This window comes from Halomonas sp. A29 (genome assembly GCF_046723295.1).
In the GTDB taxonomy this organism is placed as follows: Bacteria; Pseudomonadota; Gammaproteobacteria; order Pseudomonadales; family Halomonadaceae; genus Halomonas.
In genome coordinates this window covers 361,267-382,485 of record NZ_JAXQPR010000006.1, presented here as the reverse complement: position 1 = coordinate 382,485, position 21,219 = coordinate 361,267, and the positions used below count along the sequence as shown (strand labels likewise).

The following is a 21,219-nucleotide window of genomic DNA, read 5'->3' as shown; positions in this document are numbered from 1 at the left end:
CAGCATGCAACACGCAGGATGCCCACGCCGATGAGCTCTAGTTCCACAACCCCCGGCACCAACCAGTCCTGGGGCGGTCGCTTCAGCGAACCCACCGATGCCTTCGTCGCACGCTTCACCGCTTCGGTCGATTTCGACCAGCGCCTCGCCCTGCAGGACATTCAGGGCTCCATCGCTCATGCCACCATGCTGGCCCGGGTCGGCGTGCTGACCGACGAGGAGCGCGACGCCATCGTCACCGGCCTCACCGAGATCCGCGGAGAAATCGAGCGCGGCGAGTTCCAGTGGTCGGTGAAGCTCGAAGACGTGCACATGAACATTGAGGCACGCCTGACCGACAAGATCGGTATTACCGGCAAGAAGCTGCACACTGGCCGTTCGCGCAACGATCAGGTGGCCACCGACATCCGCCTGTTCCTGCGCGACGAGATCGACGTGGTGGAAGCCGAGCTGGCGCGCCTGCGTGAGGGCCTGATCGAACTCGCCGAGCGCGAGGCCGACACCATCATGCCCGGCTTCACCCACCTGCAGACCGCCCAGCCGGTGACCTTCGGCCACCATCTGCTGGCCTGGCACGAGATGCTCGCCCGCGACCACGAGCGCCTGCTCGACTGTCGCAAGCGTGTCAATATCATGCCGCTGGGCGCCGCGGCGCTGGCCGGTACCACCTACCCCATCGATCGTCACGTCACCGCAGAGCTGCTGGGCTTCGAACGCCCCGCCGAGAACTCGCTCGATGCCGTGAGCGATCGCGACTTCGCCATCGAATTCGCCAGCTTTGCCAGCATTCTGCTGATGCATCTGTCGCGCATGAGCGAGGAACTGGTGCTGTGGACCAGCGCCCAGTTCGGCTTCATCGACCTGCCCGACCGCTTCTGCACCGGCAGCTCGATCATGCCGCAGAAGAAGAACCCGGACGTGCCCGAGCTGGTGCGCGGCAAGACCGGTCGCGTCTACGGCCACCTGATGGGCCTGCTGACGCTGATGAAGTCGCAGCCGCTGGCCTACAACAAGGACAACCAGGAGGACAAGGAGCCGCTGTTCGATACCCTCGACACGGTGCGCGACTGCCTCAAGGCGTTTGCCGACATGGTGCCGGCCATTGAGGCGCGCAAGGCGAGCATGTATGAAGCCGCCCGCCGCGGCTTCTCCACCGCCACGGATCTCGCCGACTACCTGGTACGCCGCGGCGTGGCCTTCCGCGACGCCCACGAAATCGTCGGCCAGTCGGTGGCCTTCGGCATCCGCGAGAAGAAGGATCTCTCCGAGATGAGTCTCGACGAGCTGCGTCAATTCTCCGATGTGATAGAGGACGATGTCTTCGAGGTGCTGACCCTGGAGGGTTCGGTGGCGGCACGCAACCACATCGGCGGCACCGCCCCGGACCAGGTACGCGCCGCCGCACAGCGCGCCCGCGAAGCCCTGGCGGCCCTGGGTCGCTAGCCATGAGAACGGTGAAGACGAGAACCGTGCGCCTGGGAGGCTCGCTGGCGCTGGCAGCGCTGACGCTCATGCTGCTGGTCGGCTGCGGCCAGAAGGGACCGCTCTATTTGCCCGGCGACGAAGCCGCCGAGGAGCGCTACGGCAGAGGCACGGCACAACAGGATGAGCAGAACGAGGACACGGACTGAATCATGGACCACTTCGAATACCGCGACGGCGTGCTCTACGGTGAGGAAGTCCCACTGTCTCGGGTGGCCGACGAGGTCGGAACCCCCTGCTACGTCTACTCCAAGGCGACCCTGACGCGTCACTTCCGCGCCTATACCGAGGCGCTGGGCGGCCACCCCCACCTGATTTGCTACGCGGTGAAGGCCAACTCCAACCTGGCGGTGCTGGGCCTGCTGGCGCGCCTGGGCGCCGGCTTCGACATTGTCTCGGTGGGCGAACTCGAGCGGGTGCTGGCCGCGGGCGGCGACCCGGCCAAGGTGGTGTTTTCCGGCGTAGCCAAGCAGGAGAGCGAGATGGCCCGGGCACTCGAGGTCGGTATCAAGTGCTTCAACATCGAGTCGCTTCCCGAGCTCGAACGCCTCAGCGCCGTGGCCAGCCGGCTCGGCAAGGTGGCAGCGGTTTCGCTGCGGGTCAACCCGGACGTCGATGCCGGCACCCACCCCTATATCTCCACCGGCCTGAAGGGCAACAAGTTCGGTATTCCGGTGGAAGAGGCTCTGTCGGTCTACGAGCTGGCCAACACCCTCCCCGGCATCGAAATCGTCGGCCTCGACTGCCATATCGGCTCGCAGCTCACCGAGCTCGCCCCCTTCCTCGACGCCCTGGACCGCCTGCTGCTGCTGCTGGAGCGCCTGCGCGAGCGCGGCATCACGGTGGAGCATCTGGACCTGGGCGGCGGCCTCGGCGTGCCCTACCGTGACGAGCGCCCACCCCAGCCCTTCGACTATGCCGCCTCGCTGCTGGAGCGCCTGGCCCAGTGGGAGCATGGCACCGGCCTGACCCTGCTGTTCGAGCCGGGCCGCTCGATCGCCGCCAATGCCGGCGTGCTGCTGACCCGGGTGGAGTACCTCAAGCCCGGCGAGGCCAAGAACTTCGCCATCATCGATGCCGGCATGAATGACCTGATCCGCCCCTCTCTCTATCAGGCTTGGCAGGCGATCATCCCGGTGGATACCCGCCACACCCGGGACAGCGCGATCTACGATGTGGTAGGCCCGGTGTGCGAGACCAGCGACTTCCTGGGCAAGGATCGCGAACTGGCCATCGCCGCTGGGGACCTGCTGGCGGTGCGCTCCTCTGGCGCCTACGGTTTCACCATGTCATCGAACTACAACAGCCGGCCGCGCCCCGCCGAGGTCATGGTCGACGGCGACAGCTACCATATCGTGCGCCGACGCGAGTCGATCGAGGATCTGTGGGCCGGCGAGTCACTGTTGCCAGAACCGGCGACGGCACAGGACGGAGAGCACCACTGATGCTGCTGCACTTCACCAAGATGCATGGCCTGGGCAATGACTTCATGGTGATCGATATGGTCACGCAGCGGGCGCGCCTGCGCGACGAACAGATTCGCCAGCTCGCCGACCGCCGCTTTGGCATCGGCTTCGACCAGCTGTTGCTCGTCGAACCGCCGCGCAACCCCGACATGGATTTCCGCTACCGGATCTTCAATGCCGACGGCAGCGAGGTGGAGAACTGCGGCAACGGTGCACGCTGCTTCGCCCGTTTCGTGCGCGATCAGCGCCTGACCCACAAGCGCGAGATCCACGTGGAAACCACCGGTGGGCCGTTGACGCTAGTGGTACAGGACGACGGCCAGGTAACGGTGAACATGGGCAGCCCGCGCTTCGAGCCACAGGCGCTGCCCTTCGATGCCGCCGAGGACCGCCCGCTGCACCGGCTCGAGGTAGAAGGCGAAACGCTGGAGATCGGAGCCGTCTCGATGGGCAACCCCCACGCGGTGCTGCGGGTCGACGATGTCGATACGGCCCCGGTCGAGCACCTCGGCCCTGTGATCGAGCACCACCCGCGCTTTCCGCGACGGGTCAACGTAGGCTTCATGCAGGTGGTCTCGCCCCATGAGATTCGCCTGCGCGTGTTCGAACGCGGCAGCGGTGAGACCCTGGCCTGCGGCACTGGCGCCTGCGCAGCGGTGGCCAGCGGCATGCGCCAAAGCCTGCTGGAGAGCCCCGTGACGGTTCACCTGCGCGGTGGCGACCTGCGCATCGAATGGCCCGGTGGCGATGCGCCATTGCTCATGACCGGCCCCGCCGAACGCGTCTTCGAGGGACGCATCGCCCTGGCCTGACTTGCCGGGATCACCCGAACCGAAGGAGCCAAGCATGACCCGAGCCGTCCCCGAACCGCGCAAGACCCTCGATCCGGACCGGGTGGCCGAGTGGCTGGCCCGCCACCCGGACTTCTTCGTCGGCCGTGAAGGACTGCTGCAGCAGCTCAAGGTGCCCCACCCCGAGGCTCATGGCACGACCTCTCTGCTGGAGCGCCTGGTCTATGATCTGCGCCGCCGCGCCGAGCAGGCCGAATGGCGGCTCGAGCAGTTATTGGAATCGGCGCGCCACAACGAGGTGCAGTATCGCCGCACCCGCGAGCTGGTACTGGCGCTGCTGGAAGCCGAGGATGCCGACGCCCTGGGCCAGGCGCTGGCCACGCAGATGAGCGAGCACTTCCAGATCCCGGCCGTGGCACTGTGGTGCCCGGCCCAACTCACCGACCACGAGCCGCTGCCGCCACAGCCGCCGCGCCATGTGCTCGACGAGCATGCCGGCGTACGCCTGGCCGCGTTGCTCGACGGCCGCACCAGCCGCTGTACCCGGCTCACGCCCACCGACTGGGGTCGCCTGCTGCCCCATGTCCGCCCGCCGCGCCAGGCCGGCTCCTGCGCCCTGGCCCGGCTGACCTTGGGTGAGCCGATGGGTTACCTGGTGCTGGCGAGCCCCGACCCGGACCACTTCCGCGCCAGCATGGACACGCTGTTCACCGAGTACCTGGGCGACGTGCTGGCACGACTGCTGCTGCGCCATGCGCCGCCAACCCACGAGACCCCGCCCAAGCATGGCTGACAGCCTTCTGCACCAACAGCTGGAAGCCTGCCTGGCGACGCTGGCGGCCACCGCCAGCCCCGCCACGCTGAACGCCTATCGCCATGATCTCGAGGCACTGGCGACATTCCTCGAGGCCCGCGACGTCCACGACGGCGGCCAACTGGACGTCGGCCTGGTGCGCCGTTTTCTCGGCGCCGAGCGCAGCCGCGGCCTGGCACCACGCAGCCTGGCGCGCCGCCGTGCGGCCGTATCTCACTTCGGCACTTTCCTGGTCAAGGCGGGAGTTCTCGGCCACAACCCCGCCGAACTGGTGTCGACGCCACGCCTGCCTGCCCATCTACCCAAGCCGCTGGACGTGGATCAGCTCGCCCGGCTGCTCGACACCCCCCATGACGGCTCGCCGCTGGCGCTGCGCGACCAGGCCATGCTGGAGCTGTTCTACTCCAGCGGCCTGCGCCTGGCAGAGCTGGCCGGCCTCGATCTCAGCGACCTCGACAGCCGTCGCGTGCGGGTTCTCGGCAAAGGCGGCAAGCCGCGCCAGGTGCCGGTGGGGCGCAGCGCCCGGCGTGCACTCGACGCCTGGCTGGCCTGTCGCTCGGCGCTGGCCGCCCCAGGGCAAATGGCACTGTTCGTCGGCAATCGTGGTCAGCGGCTCGGCCATCGCGCCATCCAGAAGCGGATGACCGAAGTGGCCCGTCGGCGCGGCCTGCCTGAGCACCTGCACCCCCATCGGCTGCGCCACTCCTTCGCCAGCCACCTGCTGGAATCGAGCCAGGACCTGCGCGCGGTGCAGGAGCTGCTGGGGCATGCCAACCTCTCCACTACGCAGGTCTACACCAAGCTCGACTGGCAGCACCTGGCCGCCAGCTACGATGCAGCCCATCCCCGCGCTCGACGGCGCAACGACGAATCACGCGATACATGACCATGGCTGAATCACTGCCTCTCCAGGCCATCACCTTCGACCTCGACGACACCCTGTGGGAAAACCACAGCGTCATGGTCGCCACCGAGACCGGCCACTACGCCTGGCTCGACGAGGCCCTGCACGAATGGCTGCCACAGGACGGGCGCTCGTTCTCGCAGCGCTTTGTCGAACAGTTCCCGCTGGAATGCTTCGAACGGCGGCGCAGAGAGCTGGCCCGCGCCCATCCGCTGCGCCGCGGCGACTTCACCTGGCTGCGCGAGCGTGCGCTGCGCGAAATGTTGGGGGAGTACGGCCTCGACCCGGCCACGGCGAAGCACTGGGCCGGCGCGGCAATGGCACGCTTCATGGAGCTGCGTCACCGGGTCGCGCCGCACCCGGAGGTCGAAGGGCTGCTGACGGAGCTCGGCCGGCACTATCGCCTGGCCAGCATCACCAACGGCAACGTGGATGTGCAGCGCCTGGCGCTCGGTCGCCACTTCCCGGTGGCCATTGCCGCCGGCGAGATATTCGCCCCCAAGCCCGATGCTCGCCCCTTCCTCGCGGCGCTGGCGCGGCTGGGCGCGTCACCCGCTCGCGCAATGCACGTGGGCGATTCCTGGCGCGAGGACGTCGAACCGGCGCGACGCCTGGGCATGCTGGCAGCCTGGATCTCACCCCATGTCGATGACTTGCCCCTGCCGTCCGGCATTTACCGCCTCGATCACGTACGTGAACTGCCCGCGCTGCTGCGCAGGCTGGGACAAAAAGCGCCGCAATGAGGTGAGCCGCTAAGAATCGAGGGGCTCCTCGGCCAGCCAGCCATCCAGCCGGGCGCAGGCCTCGTCGACGCCCTCACGCTTGAGCGAAGAGAACAGCTGCACCGTGACCAGATCCTCCCATTCGCGCAGGCGGCTGCGCACCTGCTGCAGGGCGTTCTTGGCCGCGCCGGACTTCAGCTTGTCGGCCTTGGTCAGCAGGATGTGCACCGGCATGTCCTGGTCGTCGGCCCAGCCCAGCAGGGTCTGGTCGAATTCGGTGAGCGGGTGGCGCACGTCCATGACCAGCACCAGCCCGCGCAGGGAACCGCGCCCTTGAAGATATTCGGCAAGGTGGCGCTGCCATTCGAGCTTGACCGCTTCCGGCACCTTGGCATAGCCATAGCCGGGCAGGTCGACCAATCGGCGAGTCGTGTCGTCGCCCAAGGTGAAGAAGTTGATCAGCTGCGTGCGCCCCGGTGTACGGGAGGTTCGTGCCAGCGCTTTCTGCCGGGTCAACGTATTGATTGCGCTTGACTTTCCGGCATTCGACCGGCCAGCAAAGGCGACCTCGGCGCCATTGTCGGGCGGGCACTGCGCAAGAGTGGGAGCGCTGGTCAGGAAGCGCGCGCTCGGGTAGTTCATTCGGGTCATGGCCTCAACTTCCTGCCGGTGATATCGAAGTGGGCACCGTCGGGTTCTCGCCCTGCATTTCCGATGCCGGCTTGTTTCGTTATAATGCGGTGTCTTTTTTCTGCGACCTGGGCGCGCTAGTGTAGCATCGTGCTCTTGCCGGCAGCGACCGCCCCGAGCGGCGCTCCGCACAGCAGGGCAAGGCCGGCCTGGAATCCGGCGAGGCGGGTCAGCTCCCAGGATGCGTACCGGTATAATCCATAACGGCATAGTGAATCAGCGATGAGAAAGTTACTGGCAAGCCTGGCAATTACCATCGGCGCCGTTGGCGTCGCTCACGCCGACCTGGAAGCAGACGCCGACGCTGCCGCTGGTCGCGAGAAAGCCCAAAGCTGTGCGGCCTGCCATGGCCAGAACGGCATCAGTTCCGCACCCTCATTCCCGCATCTCGCCGGCCAGCAGATGACCTATCTGGCCAAGCAGATCATCGACATCCGCGACGGCGATCGAGTGGTGCCGGAAATGGCCGGGCAGGTCGACGACTTCTCCGACGAGGACGCCTGGGATGTCGCCGCCTTCTATGCCCAGCAAGATGCCAACATCGGCCAGGCCGATCCGGACGAGGAAGCGCTGATGCGCGGCCAGGAGCTCTACCGCGCCGGTGACATGGCCAAGGGCATCCCAGCCTGCGCGGCTTGCCACGGCCCCACCGCCGCCGGCATCAACACCGCCGTCTACCCGGCACTCTCCGGCCAGTTCCCGCAGTACACCGTGGCCACGCTGCAGGATTTCGCTTCCGGCGAGCGGAGCAACGACCCAAGCAACATGATGGGCGACATCGCCGCCAAGATGAGCGATGCCGATATGCAAGCCGTGGCAAATTACATCCACGGCCTGCACTGAGCGCCTCGCCAACTGGCAATTGCCGGCCTGCGACCGGCACGAAGGCGGCCCTGAGCCGCCTTCTTCGTCCAGGCGTTTTGCCCATTGATCGGGAACCGTGAGCGGCATTGGCGCTCAAAGTGACGACGCAAGCGCCAAGCTGGGTCAGCCGCCACTTCACAGGAGTTCGAGTTCATGTTCAAGCCCTTCCGTATCCTCCAGTCAGCCATAGTTGCCGTGGCCGGCCTGGGCCTGGTGACGCTGGCCGCCGCCGACAACCTGGTCGAAGGACAGCACTACGAGAAGCTGCCGGAGCCCATCGAGACCCGTGCCGGAGAAGGCCAGGTCGAGGTGACCGAGGTGTTCTGGTATGGCTGCCCGCACTGCTACAACCTGCAGAGCAGCGTGACCGACTGGTACGAGACACTGGGCGAGGACGTCGAGGTGGTGCATATGCCGGCCACCATGGGCGGCGAGTGGAATACCCACGCCGCGATGTTCTATGCCGCCGAGGAGCTGGGCGTTCGTGAGGAAGCTCACGCCGACATCTTCCACGCCATCCATGAGGAGGGGCAGCGGCTCACCGATCCCGCCAGCATCGCCCGCTTCCTCAGCCAGTACGACGTCAGCGAAGAGGAGGCCCGCCAGGCGCTGGACGCCTTCGCCGTCAAGGCACAGGTCAACAAGGCCCATGCACGCATGCGCGCCATGCGTCTGATGGGCGTGCCGGCCTTGGTCGTCGATGGCCGTTACCTGGTGACCCCGAGCAGCGCCGGCAGCCTCGAGAACATGCCACAGATCGCCGATGCGCTGATCGAACGTGTGCGCCAGGAGCGCGAAGACTGACCGTGTCCCTTGAGCATTCACACCTGGTCGACGCCAGGACCCCGACCCTGGAAGGTGGGCACCTCAAGCTGCTCACCTTCAATATGCAGGTGGGCATCCAGACGTCGGCCTATCACCACTACCTGACCCGCAGTTGGCAACACCTGCTGCCGCATCCCCACCGCACGCGGCGGTTGGACATGGTCAGCAACGTGCTGAGCCGCTTCGATATCGTCGGCCTGCAGGAGGTCGACGGCGGCAGCTTCCGCTCCAGCCACGTCAACCAGGTCGAGTACCTGGCCACGCGCGGCGGCTTCCCGCACCACTACCAGCAGCTCAACCGCAACCTGGGTCGTTTCGCACAGCACAGCAACGGGCTGTTGTCGCGCCTCGCCCCAAGCCAGGTCGAGGAGCACCGCCTGCCCGGTACGCTGCCCGGACGTGGTGCCATCCATGCCCGCTACGGCGAGGGCCCCGATGCCCTGCACCTGTTCGTCGCTCACCTGGCGTTGAGCCACCGCGGCCGGGTGCGCCAGCTCGACTACCTGAGCGAAATCATCCAGCCGCTGCAGCATGTGGTGGTCATGGGCGATCTCAACTGCACGCCGGACCAGTTGCACAGCCACACGCGCTTCTGCGCCTCGCTGCCGTTACATCCGGTGCGGCCACTGCTCAGCTATCCCTCCTGGCAGCCACGCCGGGCGCTGGACCATATCCTGATCTCCAGCTCGCTCAAGGCCCAGGACGTGCGCGTGCTCGATCACCTGTTCTCCGACCACCTGCCGATCGCCGTCGACGTGGAGCTGCCCTCGGCATGTTTGAAGGTGCTCGAGGAGTTGCACAAACGCCAGAACCTCTAGCGCCTCCCCCTGTCTCGCGAGAGCCGCAAGGGCCACGCAACCAGGTCGGGCGTTGAGGCCCGGGGATGACGCCCGCCGTGGAATCGGCGATGATGCGGTCCCTGATTCGCTGCGATACGAGACTCCCCATGCAAACCGCGAACCGCGATCCGGTCCTGCTCGCATGGCTCGACGGCTTTACCGAAGTCGTGGGCCGCTCCATCGCCTGGCTGGTGATCCTGATGATGGCGGTACAGTTCGCCATCGTGGTGATGCGCTACGCCTTCAGCCTCCACAGCGTGGTCATGCAGGAATCGGTCATGTACATGCATGCCATGGTGTTCATGCTAGGGGCTGCCTGGACGCTGCGCCATGACGGTCACGTTCGCGTCGACATCTTCTACCGCAAGCTCTCCGCTCGTGGCCGCGCCTGGATCGACCTGCTGGGTACGCTGCTGTTGCTGTTTCCGGTGACGCTGTTCATCGCCATCTCGAGCTTCGGCTACGTGCGCAGCAGCTGGGCGATTCTCGAGCGCTCGCCGGATGGCGGCATTCCCGCGGTCTACCTGCTCAAGTCGCTGATCCTGGTGATGATGGCGCTGCTGCTGGTGCAGGGCGTGGCACAGGTGATTCGTCAGGTGCTGATCCTGCGCGGCCGCGCGCCGGGTAACACCCCCGAACACGACGAGGTGGTGTAACGTGGAAGCCTTGCTCGAGTTCATGCCGCTGTTCCTGTTCTTTACCGTCTGTGCCGTGCTGATGCTGGGCTACCCGGTCGCCCTGGCGCTGGCCGGTACCGCCCTGATCTTCGCCGGCCTCGGACACCTGCTGTTGCAGATGGGCGTGGCCGTGCCCTTCGAGGCACGCATGCTGGGCGCCATGCCCAACCGCCTCTACGGCATCATGACCAACCAGACGCTGCTGGCCGTACCGCTGTTCGTACTGATGGGGGTACTGCTGGAGAAGTCACGCGTGGCCGAGACCCTGCTCGATGCCATGGCGCTGCTGTTCGGCACCCTGCGCGGGGGCCTGGGGATTTCGGTGATCCTGGTCGGCATGCTGCTGGCCGCCTCCACCGGCATCGTCGGTGCCACCGTGGTCACCATGGGGCTGCTATCGCTGCCGACGATGCTCAAGCGCGGCTACTCGCCTTCGCTTGCCACCGGCAGCATCTGCGCCACCGGTACTCTGGGCCAGATCATCCCTCCCTCCATCGCCCTGGTACTGCTCGGCGACGTGCTGTCGAATGCCTACCAGCGTGCCCAGTTGGCCATGGGCGTGTGGAGCCCCAAGACCGTCTCGGTGGGCGACCTGTTCATCGGCGCCCTGATTCCCGGCCTGCTGCTGGTGGTGGCTTATATCCTCTACATGATGGCCGTCGCCTGGCTGAAGCCGGAAAGCGCTCCGGCCGCCGATCGTGAAGCGCTGAAGCAGGAACTTGGCCACAGCGGCAGCATCCTGCCGCTGCTGATCAAGGGGCTGATCCCCCCCGTGCTGCTGATCGTCGCCGTGCTGGGCTCGATCCTCGGCGGCTTTGCCACGCCTACCGAGGCCTCGGCGGTGGGAGCCGCCGGCGCCTTCCTGCTGGCCCTGGCCAACCGCAGGCTGAACGTACCGATGCTGCAGGAAGTGGTGTTTACCACGGCGAAGGTCACCAGCATGGTGTTCCTGATCCTGATCGGTGCCGCGCTGTTCTCGCTGGTGTTCCGGGCCTACGGCGGCGAGGAGCTGGTGAAGGAGATGTTCGAGGCCCTGCCCGGCGGCGTCATTGGCGCCACCCTGGTGGTGATGCTGGTGATCTTTCTGCTCGGCTTCATTCTCGATTTCATCGAGATCACCTTCGTGGTGGTGCCGATCGTCGGTCCGGTGCTGCTGATGATGGGCCTCGACCCGATCTGGCTGGGCATCATGATCGCGGTGAACCTGCAGACCTCGTTCCTGACGCCGCCGTTCGGCTTCGCGCTGTTCTACCTGCGCGGGGTGACACCGGAGTCGGTGCCGACCTCCGCGATCTACCGCGGCGTGATCCCGTTCATCCTGATGCAGCTGGGCATGCTGGTGGCGCTGGCGCTGTTCCCGGGGCTGGCCACCTGGCTACCGTCGATCCTGTAATTCAGCCGCACAAAGGGGCCAGCCACGCCTGGGCGAGATAGAGCACCACGGCGTAGCGCGTCCCCTTGGCCAGGGTGATCAGCAAGATCGCTCGCCACCACGGCAGGCGGAAGATGCCGGCCAGCACGGTGAGCGGGTCGCCGATCACCGGCGCCCAGGAGAGCAGCAAGCTCCATTCACCGAAGCGGTGATACCAGCGCTCGGCCCGTGCCAGGCCCCGCGGCGAAGCGGGGAACCAGCGCCGGTCCTGAAAGCGGCGCGCATAGCGGCCCATCCAGACGTTCACCAGGCTGCCCAGGGTATTGCCGGTGGTGGCCACCAGCCACAGCGCCAGCAGCGGCTGGCCCAGGCACCACTGACGCGCCAGCCAGACTTCCGAACCGCCGGGTAGCAGGGTGGCGCTGACGAAGGCCACTAGGAACAGACTCAGCATTCCGCACTCCCAATACGCATGCAGGACGAGACGCCATGACGAACGACCGCGCCATTCCCAACGTTCTCACCATCGCCGGCTCCGACCCCAGCGGCGGCGCCGGCATCCAGGCCGACCTCAAGACCTTCTCGGCACTGGGCGCCTATGGTACCAGCGTCGTTACCGCCCTGACCGCCCAGAACACCCGCGGCGTACGCGGCGTTCATCCGGTGCCGGTGGAATTCATCCGCCTGCAGCTCGATACCTTGCTCGACGACGTTTCCATCGACGCGGTAAAGATCGGCATGGTCGCCAGCCGCGAAGTGGCCGAGGTCATTCGCGACGCCCTGCAAGTGCGGCGCCCCCGCTGGGTCGTGCTCGACCCGGTGATGGTGGCCAAGAGCGGCGACATCCTGGTCGACGATGTCGGCATTGCCGCGGTGCGCGAAGTGCTGGTGCCGCTCGCCGACCTGATCACGCCCAACCTGCCCGAGGCGGCAGTGCTGCTGCGCGAACCCGCTCCGACCAGCCGCGAGGCGATGCTGGCCATGGCGCCAGGGCTGACTGCGCTGGGAGCCGGGGCCGTGCTGCTCAAGGGCGGCCACCTGCGCGACGAGAGCTGTCCCGACCTGCTGCTTGGCGACGGCGACCCGCGCTGGGTCGAAGGCACCCGGATCAACACCTCCAACCTGCATGGCACCGGCTGCTCGCTCTCCTCTGCCATTACCGCCCGCCTGGCTCAGGGTGACCGCCTGCCGCAAGCCATAGCCGCAGCCAAGCATTGGCTCGAGGCGGCGCTGACCGAGAGCGGTCGGCTCGATGTGGGCCAAGGCCACGGCCCCGTGCATCATTTCCACCAGTGGTGGTAGCGAAACGGCCTTGCACCTTTGCCAGGTGCCGCCCATGCTGAAGTCTGTCCTGCCAGGCTCATCCGCAACGGAGAGACTTCGATGACTCAGACCCTGCTGTTTGCCTGTGACCTCTCGGCCGAGAATCGCGCCGCCTTCGCCCGCGCCATTCGCTTGGCCGTCGAGAGCGGCGCGAGGCTGGACGTGATCCATGTGCTCGACCCCTACCTGCCACGCCGGGTGTTGCATGACCTCGAAAAGGCAGTCGTCGATGACATGCAGGCGATCCTGACGGACATACGCGAAGACTATGCGCTGCCGGAGCCAAGCGTGTTGCTGCAGACAGTAGCCGGCGCCACCTATGCCGAGATCATTCGCGAAGCGCACGACCGCGAGGTGGACATGATCGTGCTGGGTTCCCACCGCAAGCGCGGCCAACCCGACCTGGTCGCCGGCACCACCCTGTCACGAGTGTTGCGCAGCGCACCCTGCCCGGTGCTGTCGGTATCACAGCCGGCCAACCGCGACTGGCAGGACATTCTGGTACCGGTGGACTTCTCGCTGGCCAGCCGCAACACCCTGCGCGAAACGCTCAAGCGCTTCCCCGAGGCCAAACTGACCTTGCTGCACGCCTGGGACATTCCCGGCGAACGCGAACTGGGCTCCGACAGCGATTACGCCCGCTGGCGCGATCGCGAGGTCGAACGCCTGCGCTGTCAGCTCGAGCGCGAGACCGATCAGTTGATGGCAGAACTGGACAGCGTGCCGGAGGTCGAGCTGGTCCTCGAGCAGGGCGAGCCGCTGGAAGTACTGCTGACGCAGCTACGGCGCCAGCCCCCCGACCTGCTGGCGCTGAGCAGCCGCGGCCAGTTGGGGCGCCAGAGCCATATCACCGAGGCACTGCTCTCCGAGCCGCACTGTGACATCATGTTGTGCCGCGCCTGGTAACACCCTCTTCCGAGCGTGATACCCTTTCGGCGAACTCGTAGCCAGAAAGGAAACCTCACCCTATGAAGGCCCTGATACAGCGCGTGCGCCGCGCGAGCGTGACGGTGGATGAACGAGTGGTGGGTGCCATCGATCACGGCCTGCTGGCGCTGGTGGGGGTGGAGAAGGGCGACGATGCGACCGCCGCCGAGCGCCTCTTGCACAAACTGCTGCACTACCGGGTCTTCGCCGACGAGGCGGGCAAGATGAACCTCAACCTGCAACAGGTCGAGGGCGGGCTGCTGCTGGTATCGCAGTTCACCCTGGCCGCCGACACCCGCAAGGGGCTACGCCCGAGCTTTTCCAGCGCCGCCCCCCCGGCCGACGGCGAGCGGCTGTTCCACTACCTGCTCGAACGCGCCGAAGCGGCCTGGCCAAAAGTTGCCAGCGGCGAGTTCGCTGCCAACATGCAGGTCGAGCTGATCAACGACGGCCCGGTGACGTTCCTGCTGGAGAGTTGAGGCTCAGGCCCCGCTTTCCAGCAGCTCCGCCTCCATTGCTTCCAGCGCCTCCTCGGCGGCCAGCCATTCGACTTCCAACTCTTCCAGCCGTGACTTCAGCTCGCCCTGGCGGGCCAGCCGCTCGGTGAGCTCGGCCTTGCGTGCCGGGTCGGTGTAGAGTTCGGCGTCGCCCAGCGACTCTTCCACTACGGCGAGTTCGCCCTGTGCTCTCTCCATCGCCTGCTCGGCGCGGTCGCGTGCCTTCTTCAGCGGACGCAGCTTCTCGCGCAGCTCGGCGGCGGCGCGGCGGCTCGCCTTGCGGTCCTCCTTGGGCGCAGCGCTCTCCGCCTGGCGCTCGGCCTTGTCGGCCCGCGCCTCGCGACGCTCACCCTCCAGCCGCGCCTTGAGCCAGGCGCGGTAGTCCTCGAGGTCGCCATCGAAGGGTTCGACGCGATGGTCGGCTACCTTCCAGAACTCATCCACCGTGGCGCGCAACAGGTGGCGGTCGTGGGAGACCAGGATCACCGTGCCTTCGAAGCTCGCCAGCGCTTCGGTGAGCGCCTCGCGCATCTCCAGGTCGAGGTGGTTGGTCGGTTCGTCGAGCAGCAGCAGGTTGGGCTTGCGCCACGCCACCAGTGCCAGCGCCAGCCGCGCCTTCTCGCCACCGGAGAAACGCCCTACCTCGCCGAAGGCGTCATCCCCCTTGAAGCCGAAGCCGCCGAGGAAGGTGCGAATCGCCTGGTCGCTGGCGGTGGGCGAAAGCCGCTGCACATGCATGAACGGCGTCGCGGTCATGTCGAGCCCTTCGAGCTGGTGCTGGGCGAAGTAGCCGACGGCGAGGTGCTCGCCCGGGGTACGCTTGCCTGCGAGCAGCGACAGCTCGCCGGTCAGCGACTTGATCAGCGTCGACTTGCCGGCCCCGTTGGGCCCCAGCAGGCCGATCCGCTGCCCCGGCAACAGGGTCAGCTTGACCTCGTCGAGCTGCACCTTCTCATGACCCGCCTCGTCCCGATAGCCAAGCCGAGCCTGATCGAGCACCAATAAAGGGTGGGAGGTCTTGTCCGACGCCGGGATGGTGAAGTGGAACGGCGAGTCGGCATGGGCCACGGCGATATCGCCCATGCGTTCGAGCATCTTCATGCGACTCTGGGCCTGGCGCGCCTTGCTCGCCTTGGCCTTGAAACGCGCCACGAACTGCTCGATCTCCTCACGCCGGGCCTGTTGCTTGGCCGCCTCGGCCTGTTGCAGCGCCAGCTTCTCGGCGCGGGTGCGCTCGAAGGTGGAGTAGTTGCCGCGATAGAGCACCAGCCGACGCCGGTCGAAGTGGACGACGTGGTCGCATACTGCGTCGAGGAAGTCGCGGTCGTGGGAGATAAGCAGCAGGGTGCCGGGGTAGCGAACCAGCCACTGCTCGAGCCACAGCAGGGCATCGAGGTCCAAGTGGTTGGTGGGCTCGTCGAGCAGCAGCAGGTCCGAGGGCATGAACAACGTACGCGCCAGGTTGGCGCGCATGCGCCAACCGCCGGAAAAGGCCGACAGCGGTCGCTTGAGGTCGACCTGGGTAAAGCCCAGCCCGATCAGCAGTTGGGCGGCGCGGGACGGGGCGCTGTAGCCATCCAGCGCTTCGATGATGCCGTGCAGCTCGGCCTCGCGGTGGGCATCGCCGCGCTGGCGCGCTGTCTCCAGGTCCGCCTCGGCCTGGCGTAGCTCGCGATCGCCGTCGAGTACGTAGTCGACGATGGCGCGATCCAGCGCGTCGACCTCCTGGGCCATATGGGCGATTCGCTGCCCCCCGCTCATCTCGACCTCGCCGCGATCGGGTCCGAGCGTGCCCAACAGCAAGCCGAACAGGCTGGACTTGCCGGCACCGTTGGGACCGACGATGCCGGCCTTGTGGCCGGCGTGCAGGGTCAGCTCGGCGTCCTCGAGCAGGGTCTGGGTGCCGCGTTGCAGGGCAACCTGGCGCAGTGCAATCATGCAGGCTCCAACTGGCAATACAGGGGGACGGTCACCGCACGGAGCTCCTCTCGAAGCTGCGGCTGGCGATCGCCGATCATGAGTGACGATTCTACCGTAACCGCCGCTGTTCTGCGGGCTGAACTGACTGCCGATCCGCTGTGGGACTTTGCCCTGGCTTTCTATGGCCGTCCCGGCGTGGAGGAAGCCTGCCTGCTGTTGCAGGATGAAGCGGGCGTCGACGTGTGCGAGCTCATCTGGCACTGCTGGCTGTATCGTCACCGCCTGGCCTTGGCCCAGGAACCGTCCGGGCTGGTGGCCATTCGCCGCTGGCAGGAAGAGGTGACGCTAGCGCTACGCAGCCTGCGTCGCCAGCTCAAGGCCGAGGCTGCCCGCAGCCCCGGCACTGCCGAGGTGCGTAGACGAATCCAGCAGGCCGAGCTGGCAGCCGAGCGCGAGACTTTGGAGCGCCTCCAGCAACTGGCCGAGCAGACCGACCATCTGACCGCACTATCCCCCGCCGCATCAAGTCTCGAAAATTCCCTGGCAAGTCGCTGGAAATTACAGAAAAAAGCGCAACTTTTGGCAGCTCAAACCCTCGAATGCCAGCTTGACCCTCTGTAGGGGGCACGCTAGCCTGAAAAAAGCTGTGTAGTCTTTTGTGGCTACCGATGCCTGCTGATATCGCTTTTTTCACGGGCCAAACCTGCGAGGAGAACATAATAATGAAGGCAACCAAGCTGTTGACCACTGCCAGTATCGGCGCACTGCTGTTCGGCATGTCGGCTGCCGCTTATTCCGATAACTGGCGTTATGCGCATGAGGAATTCGAGGGTGACGTTCAGGACGTATTTGCCGTCGCCTTCAAGGAATACATCGAGGAAAACTCCGACCACACCGTGCAGATTTACCGCTTCGGCGAGCTGGGTGAATCCGACGATATCATGGAGCAGACCCAGGCCGGCATCCTGCAGTTCGTCAACCAGTCGCCCGGCTTCACCGGCGCACTGATTCCCGAAGCCCAGATCTTCTTCATTCCCTATCTGTTGCCCACCGACGAAGAGACCGTCCTCAAGTTCTTCGACGAGAGCGTGGCCATCAACGAAATGTTCCCGGAGCTCTATGCCGAGCAGGGCCTCGAGCTGCTCAAGATGTATCCGGAGGGCGAGATGGTCGTCACCGTGGACGAGCCGATCCGTCGCCCGGAAGACCTGCGTGGCAAGAACATCCGCACCATGACCAACCCGCTGCTCTCCGAGACCTATCGGGCCTTCGGCGCCACCCCGACGCCACTGCCCTGGGGTGAGGTCTACGGCGGCCTGCAGACCGGTATCATCCAGGGTCAGGAGAATCCGATCTTCTGGATCGAGTCCGGCGGTCTCTATGAGGTATCCCCGCACCTGGTCTTCACCGGCCATGGCTGGTTCACCACTGCGATGATGGCCAACCAGGACTTCTTCGACGGCCTCTCCGAGGAGGATCAGCAGTTGGTACGTGACGCAGCCGATGCGGCTTACGAACACACCATCGAGCACATCTCCGGTCTAGCCGATGAGTCGCTCGAGAAGATTCAGGAAGCCTCCAGCGAGGTCACCGTGACTCGCCTCGACGAGGACGAGATCGAGGCCTTCCGCGAGCGCGCACCGCAGGTTGAGCAACGTTTCATCGAGATGACCGGCGAGGGCGGTCGCGAACTGCTCGAGCAGTTCAAGGCCGATCTGGAAGCCGTGACCGGCGACGAGTAAGCCTCGAGCGACTCGCCGCCGTGTAAGTAAACGAGGGGGGTAGCCGGCGGGCTGCCCCCTCGTTGTTTTCAGCGGCTCGCTCATAGCTGCGGCCAACCAGCGTTGAAGGCCGAGCGGCAGCGACTGGCGTGAGCACGTACCCTGACATTCAACGAAACCCCGACGTTGCGCTCATTCTACGCATCGAAGCTCGGAGCCTTGCCGATATGGACATGAGTGAAGAAGACATAACCGAGAAGAACTACCGATCCACGCTTCCCGGCCCGCTCGGCGTCGTCGATACATGGATCAGCCGCGCCGAGTCGGTCATTCTGGCGCTGGGCGTGATCCTTATGGCGGTGAATACCGTGGCCAACGTGATAAGCCGCTTCGCCTTCGGCGAGAGCCTGCACTTCTCCGAGGAGGTCAATCGCATCCTGATCGTCATGATCACCTTTGCGGGGCTCGGCTATGCGGCACGCCACGGTCGTCACATTCGCATGTCGGCGATTTACGATGCCTTGCCCACCGGCGGTCGCCGCTGGCTGATGATAGGCATCAGCCTGTTCACCTCGCTGGTGATGTTCGTGCTCTGCTACTTCTCGATCGGTTATATCGAGACCCTTTACGGCCGCGGTCGCGTGCTGCCGTCGCTGAGCATCCCGGTATGGACGATCTACCTCTGGGTGCCCGTCGGCTTCGCCATTACCGGCATCCAATATCTGCTGACAGCGATCAAGAATCTCACCTCCCGTGACGTCTATCTGTCGACCCATGTGGTCGATGGCTACAAGGATACCGAAACGGAAGTCTGACGCAGGGCGCGAGGAACAATAACCATGACAACCATCATACTCTCCATCATGATCGTGCTCCTGCTGCTGGGGTTCCCGATGATGATACCCCTGGCGACGGCGGCCTTCGTCGGCTTCTACATGACCTTTGGCGGCTTCGGTCAGATGGAAACCCTCATCCAGCAGATGATGGGAGGCATTCGTCCCACGGCGTTGATCGCCGTGCCAATGTTCATCCTCGCCGCCGACATCATGACCCGCGGCCAATCGGCCGGTCGCTTGATCGACATGGTCATGAGCTTCGTCGGCCATATCAAGGGTGGGCTCGCGGTGAGTACCGCCGCCTCCTGTACCCTGTTCGGCGCCGTGTCGGGTTCGACCCAGGCCACCGTGGTGGCGGTGGGTTCGCCGCTGCGGCCGCGCATGCTCAAGGCCGGCTACAAGGACTCCTTCACCCTGGCGTTGATCATCAACTCCAGCGACATCGCCTTCTTGATACCGCCAAGCATCGGCATGATCATCTACGGGGTCATCTCGGGCACTTCGATCGGCGAGCTGTTCATCGCCGGGATCGGCCCAGGCCTGTTGATACTCGTCCTGTTCTCGGTGTACTGCATCATCTATGCCATCGTGCACAAGGTTCCCACCGAGCCCAAGTCGAGCTGGAAGGAGCGCGCCTTTGCCGTGCGTGACGCACTGTGGCCGCTGGGCTTCCCGGTACTCATCGTTGGCGGCATCTACGGCGGCATATTCAGCCCCACCGAGGCCGCCGCGGCCTGCGTGCTCTATGCCGTGCTGCTCGAGTTCGTGATCTTCCGTTCGCTGAAGCTGCCAGACATGTACGCCATCGCCAAGTCCACCGGCCTGATCACCGCGGTGGTCTTCATCCTGGTGGCGGTGGGCAACGGCTTCTCCTGGATCATCTCCTTCGCCCAGATTCCGCAAACGCTGCTGGGGGCTTTCGGTATCAACGAGGCCGGCCCCATCGGCGTGCTGATAGCCATCTCGGTGGCCTTCTTCATCGCCTGCATGTTCGTCGACCCCATCGTGGTGATCCTGGTACTGACGCCAATCTTTGCTCCGGCCATCGCCGCCTCCGGCCTCGACCCGGTACTGGTAGGCGTGCTGATCACGCTGCAGGTGGCGATAGGCTCGGCGACGCCACCTTTCGGCTGCGACATCTTCACCGCCATCGCCATCTTCAAGCGACCCTACTGGGAGGTGATACGCGGCACGCCGCCCTTCGTCTTCATGCTGATACTGTCGGCGGCGCTGATCATCATGTTCCCGCAGATCGCGCTTTTCCTGCGCGACCTGGCCTTCCGCTAGCGAGCCGCCCGACGCTGAGGAGATGCTGAGATGTTCAATCGCATACTGATACCGGTGGACGGCTCGAAGGGCGCTCTCAAAGCACTGCAGAAGGCCGTAAGCCTGCACCTGCTGACCGGCGCCGAGCTCTATGTGCTGTGCGTGTTCAAGCACCACAGCCTGCTGGAGGCATCGCTCTCCATGGTGCGTCCAGCGAAGCTCGACATCCCCGACGACGCGCTCAAGGAGTACGCCACCGAGATTGCCGTGCACGCCAAGAGTGAAGCGGTCGAGTTGGGCACCGACCCGGCCCGCCTGCGCGCCTTCGTCAAGGGCGGCCGCCCCTCGCGCACCATCGTACGCTTCGCGCGCAAGCGGGAGTGCGACCTGATCGTGATCGGCGCCCAGGGCACCAACGGCGAGAAGAGCCTGTTGCTGGGCAGCGTGGCCCAACGTGTCGCGGGCTCCGCCCACTGCCCCACCCTGGTGGTATGAACCTGCCGGGCCGGAAGCACCGCTGGTGCGGAACCGGGCCCGCCCTGATAGAGTCCGAGTACTGTTGCACGCCGCTCAACGACTAATCGATAGGACTCTGCATGAAGATACTGCTGACTTCAGCCTCCTTGGTTGCCCTGGTGGCCGCAGCGCCGTTCGTTCTGGCTGCGCCGGAAACCGAGGACGAACGTCTCAGCTACAGCCTGGGCGTCGCCTATGGCCAGAGCATCGCACAGGAGTATCCCGAACTCGACGTCGACGCCTTCACCGACGCCATTCGCGATCTCATCGAAGGCAACGACCTGGCCATGGAAGCGGATGAGATGGCCGAGACCCTGAGCCGCTTCCAACAGGACGCGCTGGCCGCGCGCCAGGCCGAGGCCGAGGAGATGGCCGAGCTGAATCTTGCCGAAGGGCAGGCCTTCCTGGCCGAGAACGCCGAGCGCGAGGATGTCACCACAACCGATTCGGGCCTGCAGTACGAAGTGCTGGAAAGCGGTGACGGCGAAAGCCCAGGACCAAGCTCCCATGTCGAAGTGCACTACGAGGGCACCCTGGTCGACGGCACGGTATTCGACAGCTCCTTCGAACGCGGCCAACCGCTGAGCTTCCGCGTCGACCAGGTGATCGAGGGCTGGCAGGAAGCGCTGCAGCTGATGAGCGTGGGCGATACCTGGATGCTCTTCATTCCGCCCGAGCTCGGCTACGGCGCCCAGGGCCAGGGTCCCATCGGGCCCAACGAGACGCTGATCTTCCGCGTCGAACTGCTCGATGTCATGGAATGACGA

At 65.6% G+C, this 21,219-nt stretch carries 24 protein-coding genes; 21 read left to right on the top strand and 3 right to left on the bottom strand.

Features of this window, described 5'->3' with window-relative positions; genetic code table 11:
* The first annotated feature begins 30 nt into the window (after positions 1-30).
* From argH to SPH52_RS14205, 7 genes are read left to right on the top strand one after another with little or no spacing between them, the layout of a single operon-like run.
* Positions 31-1,443, top strand: coding sequence for an argininosuccinate lyase (argH, locus tag SPH52_RS14235; RefSeq protein WP_411795684.1), 1,413 nt, complete (start codon positions 31-33; stop codon positions 1,441-1,443).
* A gap of 26 nt (positions 1,444-1,469) precedes the next feature.
* Positions 1,470-1,631 (top strand): LPS translocon maturation chaperone LptM, encoded by a 162-nt coding sequence (gene lptM, locus SPH52_RS14230; RefSeq protein WP_411795707.1) that lies wholly within the window; start codon positions 1,470-1,472, stop codon positions 1,629-1,631.
* A gap of 3 nt (positions 1,632-1,634) precedes the next feature.
* Entirely contained in the window at positions 1,635-2,927 is a 1,293-nt protein-coding gene (lysA, locus tag SPH52_RS14225) for a diaminopimelate decarboxylase (RefSeq protein WP_411795683.1), read from the top strand.
* Positions 2,927-3,760, top strand: coding sequence for a diaminopimelate epimerase (gene dapF / locus SPH52_RS14220; protein ID WP_411795682.1), 834 nt, complete (start codon positions 2,927-2,929; stop codon positions 3,758-3,760). The genes lysA and dapF overlap by 1 nt, the downstream gene beginning before the upstream one ends.
* A 34-nt stretch (positions 3,761-3,794) precedes the next feature.
* Entirely contained in the window at positions 3,795-4,532 is a 738-nt protein-coding gene (locus SPH52_RS14215) for a DUF484 family protein (protein ID WP_411795681.1), read from the top strand.
* Positions 4,525-5,439, top strand: a complete 915-nt coding sequence (locus SPH52_RS14210; RefSeq protein WP_411795680.1) for a tyrosine recombinase XerC — start codon at positions 4,525-4,527, stop codon at positions 5,437-5,439. Before SPH52_RS14215 ends, SPH52_RS14210 begins: the two co-directional genes overlap by 8 nt.
* Positions 5,440-5,441: 2 nt before the next feature.
* Positions 5,442-6,200: an HAD family hydrolase gene (locus SPH52_RS14205; protein WP_411795679.1), complete on the top strand. Its 759-nt coding sequence runs from the start codon at positions 5,442-5,444 to the stop codon at positions 6,198-6,200.
* Between the two features lie 9 nt (positions 6,201-6,209).
* On the opposite strand, the gene yihA is transcribed toward SPH52_RS14205, so the two are convergent.
* Positions 6,210-6,830, bottom strand: a complete 621-nt coding sequence (yihA, locus tag SPH52_RS14200; RefSeq protein WP_411795678.1) for a ribosome biogenesis GTP-binding protein YihA/YsxC — start codon at positions 6,828-6,830, stop codon at positions 6,210-6,212.
* 261 nt (positions 6,831-7,091) lie between these two features.
* Between yihA and SPH52_RS14195 the strand changes: the two genes are divergently transcribed.
* The 5 genes from SPH52_RS14195 (at position 7,092) to SPH52_RS14175 (ending at position 11,467) form a co-directional block, all read left to right on the top strand.
* On the top strand, positions 7,092-7,712 hold the full coding sequence (locus SPH52_RS14195) for a c-type cytochrome (RefSeq protein ID WP_411795677.1): 621 nt from the start codon (positions 7,092-7,094) through the stop codon (positions 7,710-7,712).
* A gap of 174 nt (positions 7,713-7,886) precedes the next feature.
* Positions 7,887-8,537 carry a thiol:disulfide interchange protein DsbA/DsbL gene (locus SPH52_RS14190; protein WP_411795676.1) on the top strand — a complete coding sequence of 217 codons (651 nt, stop codon included), beginning with the start codon at positions 7,887-7,889 and terminating at the stop codon, positions 8,535-8,537.
* An 83-nt stretch (positions 8,538-8,620) separates the two neighbouring features.
* Positions 8,621-9,376, top strand: coding sequence for an endonuclease/exonuclease/phosphatase family protein (locus SPH52_RS14185; RefSeq protein WP_411795706.1), 756 nt, complete (start codon positions 8,621-8,623; stop codon positions 9,374-9,376).
* A gap of 128 nt (positions 9,377-9,504) precedes the next feature.
* Positions 9,505-10,053, top strand: a complete 549-nt coding sequence (locus SPH52_RS14180; RefSeq protein ID WP_411795675.1) for a TRAP transporter small permease subunit — start codon at positions 9,505-9,507, stop codon at positions 10,051-10,053.
* Positions 10,054-10,063: 10 nt separating this feature from the next.
* Positions 10,064-11,467: a TRAP transporter large permease gene (locus tag SPH52_RS14175; protein ID WP_411795705.1), complete on the top strand. Its 1,404-nt coding sequence runs from the start codon at positions 10,064-10,066 to the stop codon at positions 11,465-11,467.
* 1 nt (position 11,468) lies between these two features.
* On the opposite strand, the gene SPH52_RS14170 is transcribed toward SPH52_RS14175, so the two are convergent.
* On the bottom strand, positions 11,469-11,900 hold the full coding sequence (locus SPH52_RS14170; protein ID WP_411795674.1) for a YqaA family protein: 432 nt from the start codon (positions 11,898-11,900) through the stop codon (positions 11,469-11,471).
* 35 nt (positions 11,901-11,935) lie between these two features.
* Here SPH52_RS14170 and thiD point away from each other — a divergent pair, with 35 nt between their 5' ends.
* From thiD to dtd, 3 genes are all read left to right on the top strand, one after another.
* Positions 11,936-12,748 carry a bifunctional hydroxymethylpyrimidine kinase/phosphomethylpyrimidine kinase gene (gene thiD / locus SPH52_RS14165; RefSeq protein WP_411795673.1) on the top strand — a complete coding sequence of 271 codons (813 nt, stop codon included), beginning with the start codon at positions 11,936-11,938 and terminating at the stop codon, positions 12,746-12,748.
* Positions 12,749-12,829: 81 nt separating this feature from the next.
* Positions 12,830-13,675: a universal stress protein gene (locus SPH52_RS14160; protein WP_411795672.1), complete on the top strand. Its 846-nt coding sequence runs from the start codon at positions 12,830-12,832 to the stop codon at positions 13,673-13,675.
* A gap of 62 nt (positions 13,676-13,737) precedes the next feature.
* A complete protein-coding gene (dtd, locus tag SPH52_RS14155) occupies positions 13,738-14,175 on the top strand; it encodes a D-aminoacyl-tRNA deacylase (protein WP_411795671.1) in 438 nt (145 codons plus the stop codon).
* A 3-nt stretch (positions 14,176-14,178) separates the two neighbouring features.
* Here the strand turns inward: dtd and SPH52_RS14150 are convergent, their stop codons facing one another.
* The gene (locus SPH52_RS14150; protein ID WP_411795670.1) at positions 14,179-16,131 is read right to left on the bottom strand and encodes an ATP-binding cassette domain-containing protein; all 1,953 of its coding nucleotides are present in this window, start codon (positions 16,129-16,131) and stop codon (positions 14,179-14,181) included.
* A gap of 78 nt (positions 16,132-16,209) precedes the next feature.
* On the opposite strand from SPH52_RS14150, the gene SPH52_RS14145 reads away from it, so the two are divergent.
* From SPH52_RS14145 to SPH52_RS14120, 6 genes are all read left to right on the top strand, one after another.
* The gene (locus SPH52_RS14145) at positions 16,210-16,734 is read left to right on the top strand and encodes a TIGR02444 family protein (RefSeq protein ID WP_411795669.1); all 525 of its coding nucleotides are present in this window, start codon (positions 16,210-16,212) and stop codon (positions 16,732-16,734) included.
* Positions 16,735-16,835: 101 nt separating this feature from the next.
* Complete coding sequence (gene dctP / locus SPH52_RS14140; RefSeq protein ID WP_411795668.1) at positions 16,836-17,855, top strand: TRAP transporter substrate-binding protein DctP; 1,020 nt, start codon at positions 16,836-16,838, stop codon at positions 17,853-17,855.
* Between the two features lie 206 nt (positions 17,856-18,061).
* On the top strand, positions 18,062-18,649 hold the full coding sequence (locus SPH52_RS14135; protein ID WP_411795667.1) for a TRAP transporter small permease: 588 nt from the start codon (positions 18,062-18,064) through the stop codon (positions 18,647-18,649).
* Between the two features lie 24 nt (positions 18,650-18,673).
* Entirely contained in the window at positions 18,674-19,957 is a 1,284-nt protein-coding gene (locus SPH52_RS14130; protein ID WP_411795666.1) for a TRAP transporter large permease, read from the top strand.
* A 30-nt stretch (positions 19,958-19,987) separates the two neighbouring features.
* Positions 19,988-20,431 carry a universal stress protein gene (locus SPH52_RS14125; protein WP_411795665.1) on the top strand — a complete coding sequence of 148 codons (444 nt, stop codon included), beginning with the start codon at positions 19,988-19,990 and terminating at the stop codon, positions 20,429-20,431.
* A gap of 101 nt (positions 20,432-20,532) precedes the next feature.
* On the top strand, positions 20,533-21,216 hold the full coding sequence (locus SPH52_RS14120) for an FKBP-type peptidyl-prolyl cis-trans isomerase (RefSeq protein WP_411795664.1): 684 nt from the start codon (positions 20,533-20,535) through the stop codon (positions 21,214-21,216).
* Positions 21,217-21,219 lie beyond the last annotated feature (3 nt).

Coding starts and splice junctions, on each gene's coding strand:
- SPH52_RS14160 (WP_411795672.1), top strand. CDS start 12,830: ATGACTCAGACCCTGCTGTTTGCCTGTGACCTCTCGGCCGAGAATCGC.
- SPH52_RS14145 (WP_411795669.1), top strand. CDS start 16,210: ATGAGTGACGATTCTACCGTAACCGCCGCTGTTCTGCGGGCTGAACTG.
- thiD (WP_411795673.1), top strand. CDS start 11,936: ATGACGAACGACCGCGCCATTCCCAACGTTCTCACCATCGCCGGCTCC.
- dapF (WP_411795682.1), top strand. CDS start 2,927: ATGCTGCTGCACTTCACCAAGATGCATGGCCTGGGCAATGACTTCATG.
- SPH52_RS14205 (WP_411795679.1), top strand. CDS start 5,442: ATGGCTGAATCACTGCCTCTCCAGGCCATCACCTTCGACCTCGACGAC.
- yihA (WP_411795678.1), bottom strand. CDS start 6,830: ATGACCCGAATGAACTACCCGAGCGCGCGCTTCCTGACCAGCGCTCCC.
- dctP (WP_411795668.1), top strand. CDS start 16,836: ATGAAGGCAACCAAGCTGTTGACCACTGCCAGTATCGGCGCACTGCTG.
- SPH52_RS14180 (WP_411795675.1), top strand. CDS start 9,505: ATGCAAACCGCGAACCGCGATCCGGTCCTGCTCGCATGGCTCGACGGC.
- SPH52_RS14170 (WP_411795674.1), bottom strand. CDS start 11,900: ATGCTGAGTCTGTTCCTAGTGGCCTTCGTCAGCGCCACCCTGCTACCC.
- dtd (WP_411795671.1), top strand. CDS start 13,738: ATGAAGGCCCTGATACAGCGCGTGCGCCGCGCGAGCGTGACGGTGGAT.
- lysA (WP_411795683.1), top strand. CDS start 1,635: ATGGACCACTTCGAATACCGCGACGGCGTGCTCTACGGTGAGGAAGTC.
- SPH52_RS14135 (WP_411795667.1), top strand. CDS start 18,062: ATGGACATGAGTGAAGAAGACATAACCGAGAAGAACTACCGATCCACG.
- SPH52_RS14130 (WP_411795666.1), top strand. CDS start 18,674: ATGACAACCATCATACTCTCCATCATGATCGTGCTCCTGCTGCTGGGG.
- SPH52_RS14125 (WP_411795665.1), top strand. CDS start 19,988: ATGTTCAATCGCATACTGATACCGGTGGACGGCTCGAAGGGCGCTCTC.
- SPH52_RS14150 (WP_411795670.1), bottom strand. CDS start 16,131: ATGATTGCACTGCGCCAGGTTGCCCTGCAACGCGGCACCCAGACCCTG.
- SPH52_RS14190 (WP_411795676.1), top strand. CDS start 7,887: ATGTTCAAGCCCTTCCGTATCCTCCAGTCAGCCATAGTTGCCGTGGCC.
- SPH52_RS14185 (WP_411795706.1), top strand. CDS start 8,621: ATGCAGGTGGGCATCCAGACGTCGGCCTATCACCACTACCTGACCCGC.
- SPH52_RS14120 (WP_411795664.1), top strand. CDS start 20,533: ATGAAGATACTGCTGACTTCAGCCTCCTTGGTTGCCCTGGTGGCCGCA.
- SPH52_RS14195 (WP_411795677.1), top strand. CDS start 7,092: ATGAGAAAGTTACTGGCAAGCCTGGCAATTACCATCGGCGCCGTTGGC.
- SPH52_RS14215 (WP_411795681.1), top strand. CDS start 3,795: ATGACCCGAGCCGTCCCCGAACCGCGCAAGACCCTCGATCCGGACCGG.
- SPH52_RS14210 (WP_411795680.1), top strand. CDS start 4,525: ATGGCTGACAGCCTTCTGCACCAACAGCTGGAAGCCTGCCTGGCGACG.
- argH (WP_411795684.1), top strand. CDS start 31: ATGAGCTCTAGTTCCACAACCCCCGGCACCAACCAGTCCTGGGGCGGT.